This window comes from Candidatus Rhabdochlamydia sp. W815 (assembly GCF_018642185.1).
GTDB classification, from domain to species: domain Bacteria; phylum Chlamydiota; class Chlamydiia; order Chlamydiales; family Rhabdochlamydiaceae; genus Rhabdochlamydia; species Rhabdochlamydia oedothoracis.
Window position 1 is genome coordinate 1 of record NZ_JAAVTY010000113.1, and the last position, 4503, is coordinate 4503.

The 4503-nt window shown below is 36.7% G+C and carries 4 protein-coding genes and 1 pseudogene; 1 reads left to right on the forward strand and 4 read right to left on the reverse strand.

The features are described from left to right. Positions 1–48: 48 nt before the first annotated feature. On the reverse strand, positions 49–234 hold the full coding sequence (locus RHOW815_RS06945; protein WP_215217595.1) for a hypothetical protein: 186 nt from the start codon (positions 232–234) through the stop codon (positions 49–51). A 159-nt stretch (positions 235–393) separates the two neighbouring features. Further along, positions 394–495, reverse strand: a pseudogene (locus tag RHOW815_RS06950) (IS5/IS1182 family transposase); the annotation flags it as partial. A gap of 120 nt (positions 496–615) precedes the next feature. On the opposite strand from RHOW815_RS06950, the gene RHOW815_RS06955 reads away from it, so the two are divergent. After that, positions 616–1401 carry an aldo/keto reductase gene (locus RHOW815_RS06955; protein WP_215217596.1) on the forward strand — a complete coding sequence of 262 codons (786 nt, stop codon included), beginning with the start codon at positions 616–618 and terminating at the stop codon, positions 1399–1401. 5 nt (positions 1402–1406) lie between these two features. Here RHOW815_RS06955 and pnp read toward each other — a convergent pair whose 3' ends face one another. After that, a complete protein-coding gene (gene pnp / locus RHOW815_RS06960; RefSeq protein ID WP_215217597.1) occupies positions 1407–3545 on the reverse strand; it encodes a polyribonucleotide nucleotidyltransferase in 2139 nt (712 codons plus the stop codon). 276 nt (positions 3546–3821) lie between these two features. After that, positions 3822–4097, reverse strand: coding sequence for a 30S ribosomal protein S15 (gene rpsO / locus RHOW815_RS06965; protein WP_138107118.1), 276 nt, complete (start codon positions 4095–4097; stop codon positions 3822–3824). Positions 4098–4503: the final 406 nt, after the last annotated feature.

The following is a 4503-nucleotide window of genomic DNA, read 5'->3' on the forward strand; positions in this document are numbered from 1 at the left end:
CTACAAACATGCTATGCTCGGGTGCACAATAGATGTTTTTTCAAGTATTTATATGTTCTTTTTTGTGCACTTCAAGGTTGAAAGGGCCAAACATCCACTTTCAAAGCCAACAACGATTTCTTGAAAATCTCTTTTGGAAAAATCATCTGCTAGTAAATCAGGATCTGTTTTTTCTGAACCTTCATGGACAATCTTACCTTGTTCATTTAATACACAGATAAAAGTTCTTTTCATTGATACATCTCATCCAATATAATGCTTCATGGGTTGCTCCTCATTTTTTTGCTCTTTAATGAGCGGTTTTGAGATTTGAAAAAATCTCGTTTATATTGGAGAGTTTAACCTACTCCGTTTAAGGAGCAACCCCTTCTTTGTGTGCAATTATGGCATGTATAGTAAAATAACTTCATAGAACATATCGCTTTTTAATAAGGCTTTACGCCCAGGAAATGCAAAGTCAGGGTGCTTAATCAGCACGTCTTCTATCCAACGGATATTAGGAAAGATCTACCTGATAAAATCAAAAAAAGTATATCGTTTTGTTAAACGAGCATTAAGGCAACAGGCTGTTGCCCAATTTTTAAATTGCTTTTAAGCTTTAGCTGAGGGTTTTTAATGGATAAAAAAGAAAAAGTTCCTTTAATTGGTTTAGGCACATGGGAATTATCGGGTAAATCTTGTGTTTCTGCGATAAAAATGGCTTTAGAATTAGGCTATCGTCATATTGATACAGCGCTGATTTATGAAAATCATCGAGATGTTGCAAAAGCAATTCGGGGATTTAATCGACAAGAATTATTCATTACCTCTAAATTTTTTCTAAATCAAAAGAGCGCTGAAGAAAGCTGTGATCTAGCTTTACAAGAATTAAATTTGGACTATCTTGATTTATTTCTAATTCATTGGCCTGATCGAGAAAAGCCGATGGTGAAAGTTCTAAAAGAGATGGAAAAATTAAAAAAACAGGGTAGGATTCATCATATTGGGGTGAGTAATTTTACGAGACATCATCTGCAAGATGCGATAGATAAGGGCATTCAGATTGATTACAACCAAGTGGAGTTTCATCCTTATCTTTATCAAAAGGAGCTGTGCCAGTTTTGTCAAAATCACCAGATCGGCTTAATTGCTTATCGTCCTTTGGGTAAAGGAGAGCTTGTTCAGGAGGAAATATTTAAAAAGATAGGGGATAAGTATCGAAAAACACCTGCACAAATCATCTTGAAATGGCTGATTCAAAAGGAAATAGCAGTGGTGGTTAAAGGTTCTTCTAAGAAACACTTACAAGAAAACTTTCATGTGTTTGATTTCTTTTTACACCCTGAAGATATGAAACAGATTAACGAATTAAACCGGAATCAACGGTTTTGTAAAACCGATTATTCCGATTTTAATTATTAAAAACCTTAGCCTCCGCAGCCTCTTCTGCAGTCTCTATGTGCTACATCTTTTTGAGAGGTTGGAAGAGTTGCTTTATGACTGATCTTAACTTGGCCACGATCGTTAATATCTAAGACTTTAACTTCAATGATATCGCCTAGTTTTAGTACTTCTTCTACATTTTGAACCCTGCTATAAGAGAGCTCAGAGATATGACAGAGGCATTCTCTGCCATAGATTTCTACAAAAGCACCAAAATTAACAATGGATACCACTTTCCCTTTATAAGTTTTTCCAATCTCTACATCAGTTGTTAGGTTGTGAATCATCTCTTTTGCTCTGTTCATCGATTCGCTATTGGTGGATGCAATGCTAACACGACCACTATCATCGATATCGATTTGCGCACCGGTTTCTTCAATAATGGCGCGAATTTGCTTACCTGCTGGTCCAATTAATGTTCCAATTTTTGAAGGTTTAATCATAACGGTTTCAATACGAGGAGCATAGGAGGAAAGATTTTCTTTAGATTTAGGACATGTTTCAAGCATTTTGTGTAGAATGTGAAGTCTTCCTTGCTTAGCTTGAGCTAATGCTGCTTGCATAACCTCGATGGTAATCCCTTCTACTTTAATATCGAGTTGGAAAGCGGTTATTCCTTCCATATCTCCTGCAATTTTAAAATCCATATCGCCTAAAGCATCTTCTAATCCAAGAATATCGGAGAGAATAGCAAATCTTGTATCTTCTAAAATTAATCCCATAGCAATTCCTGCTATAGGTCTTTTAATCGGTACGCCTGCATCCATTAAGGCTAGGCAACCCCCACAAACAGATGCCATGGAGGAAGATCCATTAGATTCTGTGATGTTTGATTCTAAGCGAATAACATAGGGAAATACATCTATGGAAGGAATGGTCTTTGCTAATGAGCGCTCTGCTAATTTGCCATGACCAATTTCTCGTCTTCCAGGGGCTCCCAAGCGTCCTACTTCACCGACTGAAAAAGGAGGAAAGAAGTATTGTAAATAAAAGCGATCTGAAACCTCTCCATCTAAATTTTCAGAGCGTTGCGCCATATTTTCTCCACCAAGTGTACAAACAGATAAAGATTGAGTTTCTCCTCTTGTAAATAAAGCGCTGCCGTGTGTACGGGGTAAAAAAGAAGGCTTAATATCAATAGAGCGAACTTGATCTGATCTTCGGCCATCAGCGCGTATGTTTTCATTTAAAATCATTTTACGTAGAAGTTCGGCTTGAAGTTTTTTAAATGCGCTTTTAATCTCCAATTCTGTGTATACAAGATCTCTATCAGTATATTGAGTGAGCATTTCTGTAAATAGCGCTTTAATAGCGGACTCTCTATCCAATTTTTCTTTGATCCTTAGTGCAGTATTTAGATGAACGCTTATTTTCTCACGCATGTCATCGATCAAATCTGTAGATAAGAGTTTTAACTCTCCAGGGTTTTTGGGCTTGCCGATCTGTGTTTGCCATTTACTTAGAGTTTGGCAAATCATTCTAATGGCAGCATGACCTTTTTCTATAGCTACTAAAATCTGCTCTTCTGCAAGAAAATCAGCGTATCCTTCAATCATTAAAATAGCTTCTTCTGTTCCAGCTAATATGAGATCTAATTTAGAGGATTTCTGTTCTTCCACAGTTGGATTGATGATAAATTTCCCTCCAATCATTCCAACGCGTACAGCTCCAATAGGTTTAATTAAAGGAATATCGGAAATGACAAGTGCTGCTGAAGCCGCACAAATAGCTAAAGGCTCGGGCGCATTTATTCCATCATAGGATAAAACATAAGAGAGGACCTGGACTTCATTAAAGTATCCTTTTTCAAACATGGGCCTTAGAGGTCTATCGATTAATCGACAAACGAGGGTTTCTTTTCCCGTAGGACGTCCTTCGCGTTTAATAAAACCACCTAAAGTTTTTCCTGAAGAAGAGAATTTTTCCTGATAATCTATGCGTAAAGGAAGAAAATCTGTTTCTGCAGAAGGTATATTTCCTTGGCAAGCGGTGCTTAATAAAAGGGTTTCTCCGCAAGTTAAAATAACGGCGCCGTTTGCTTGACGAGCCACTATGCCTGTTTCAAAAGTTATGGTTTTTCCTTCTTCAATAGATACAGTTATTTCCTGATGGTCAAATTGCATGAGATATTATCTCCTTAAATAGTTTTTTAGTGGAGGCTACTTTAGTTGGAGGATGAATTGACCATTTCTTAAGAAGAGAACTCTTCCTAAGAGATGGGCACTTCATCAATTCGTCAACTAAAATATTACCCTGAAAATACAAAAGCTTAAGTAAAACTATAGCAAGAAGAAAGATATGCAACAAGTCAAATGCAGAGCTTTTAAGATGTTAAAGAAAAAAACCGCTAGGCGAAGAGTCCTAGCGGTTAGGGTGTAAGCACTCAAGAATTTGCGATTTTAAAATTTTTGACGCAAATTTAGTCGTTTGACTAAACTTTGGTATCGCTGAGTATCAGTGGAATTGAGATAGTCAAGAAGCTTACGCCTCTGTCCAACAAGCTTCATTAAGGTAAGTCTGGAGACAATATCCTTGGATTCACGCTTAAGATGCTCATTAATTTCTGCAATTCTTTCTGAAAGGATAGCAATTTGTACATCTGCCGATCCAGTATCTTTTTCATGCAATTGAAATTTCTTCGTGATCTCTTCTTTGGTACCTTTATCTAAAGACATTATAAAAAATCTCCCGTAAAGATTGAGAGTTAAAACAAATAGGCAAACTTTAAATTGTAAAGCATAGGCTCCATTATAACGCAAACCTTTAATGAAAGCAACAGAAAAGCCTTTTTTATAAATGATTTTTGCCTTTTTAAAAAATTAGTTAGCATTGTTTTAAAGGCGCGCATTCCTCTGTATATAGTGGTCCCGATTGAACGCTTGTGGAAGATCTTAAGGGGAAAGACGGTATATACTAGTGCCGATTCAAACGGCTAGCTTAATGGGATTTAAGTCAACGACTTGAAACTTGTCGTTTATCCTACATTTCAAAATATCTGTTATTTTCGGTATCTCTTCTAAGAAGAATCCTCTAATTGCCTGAAAAAAAGTCACCGACGTTTCGTAATATCGATTGTATACC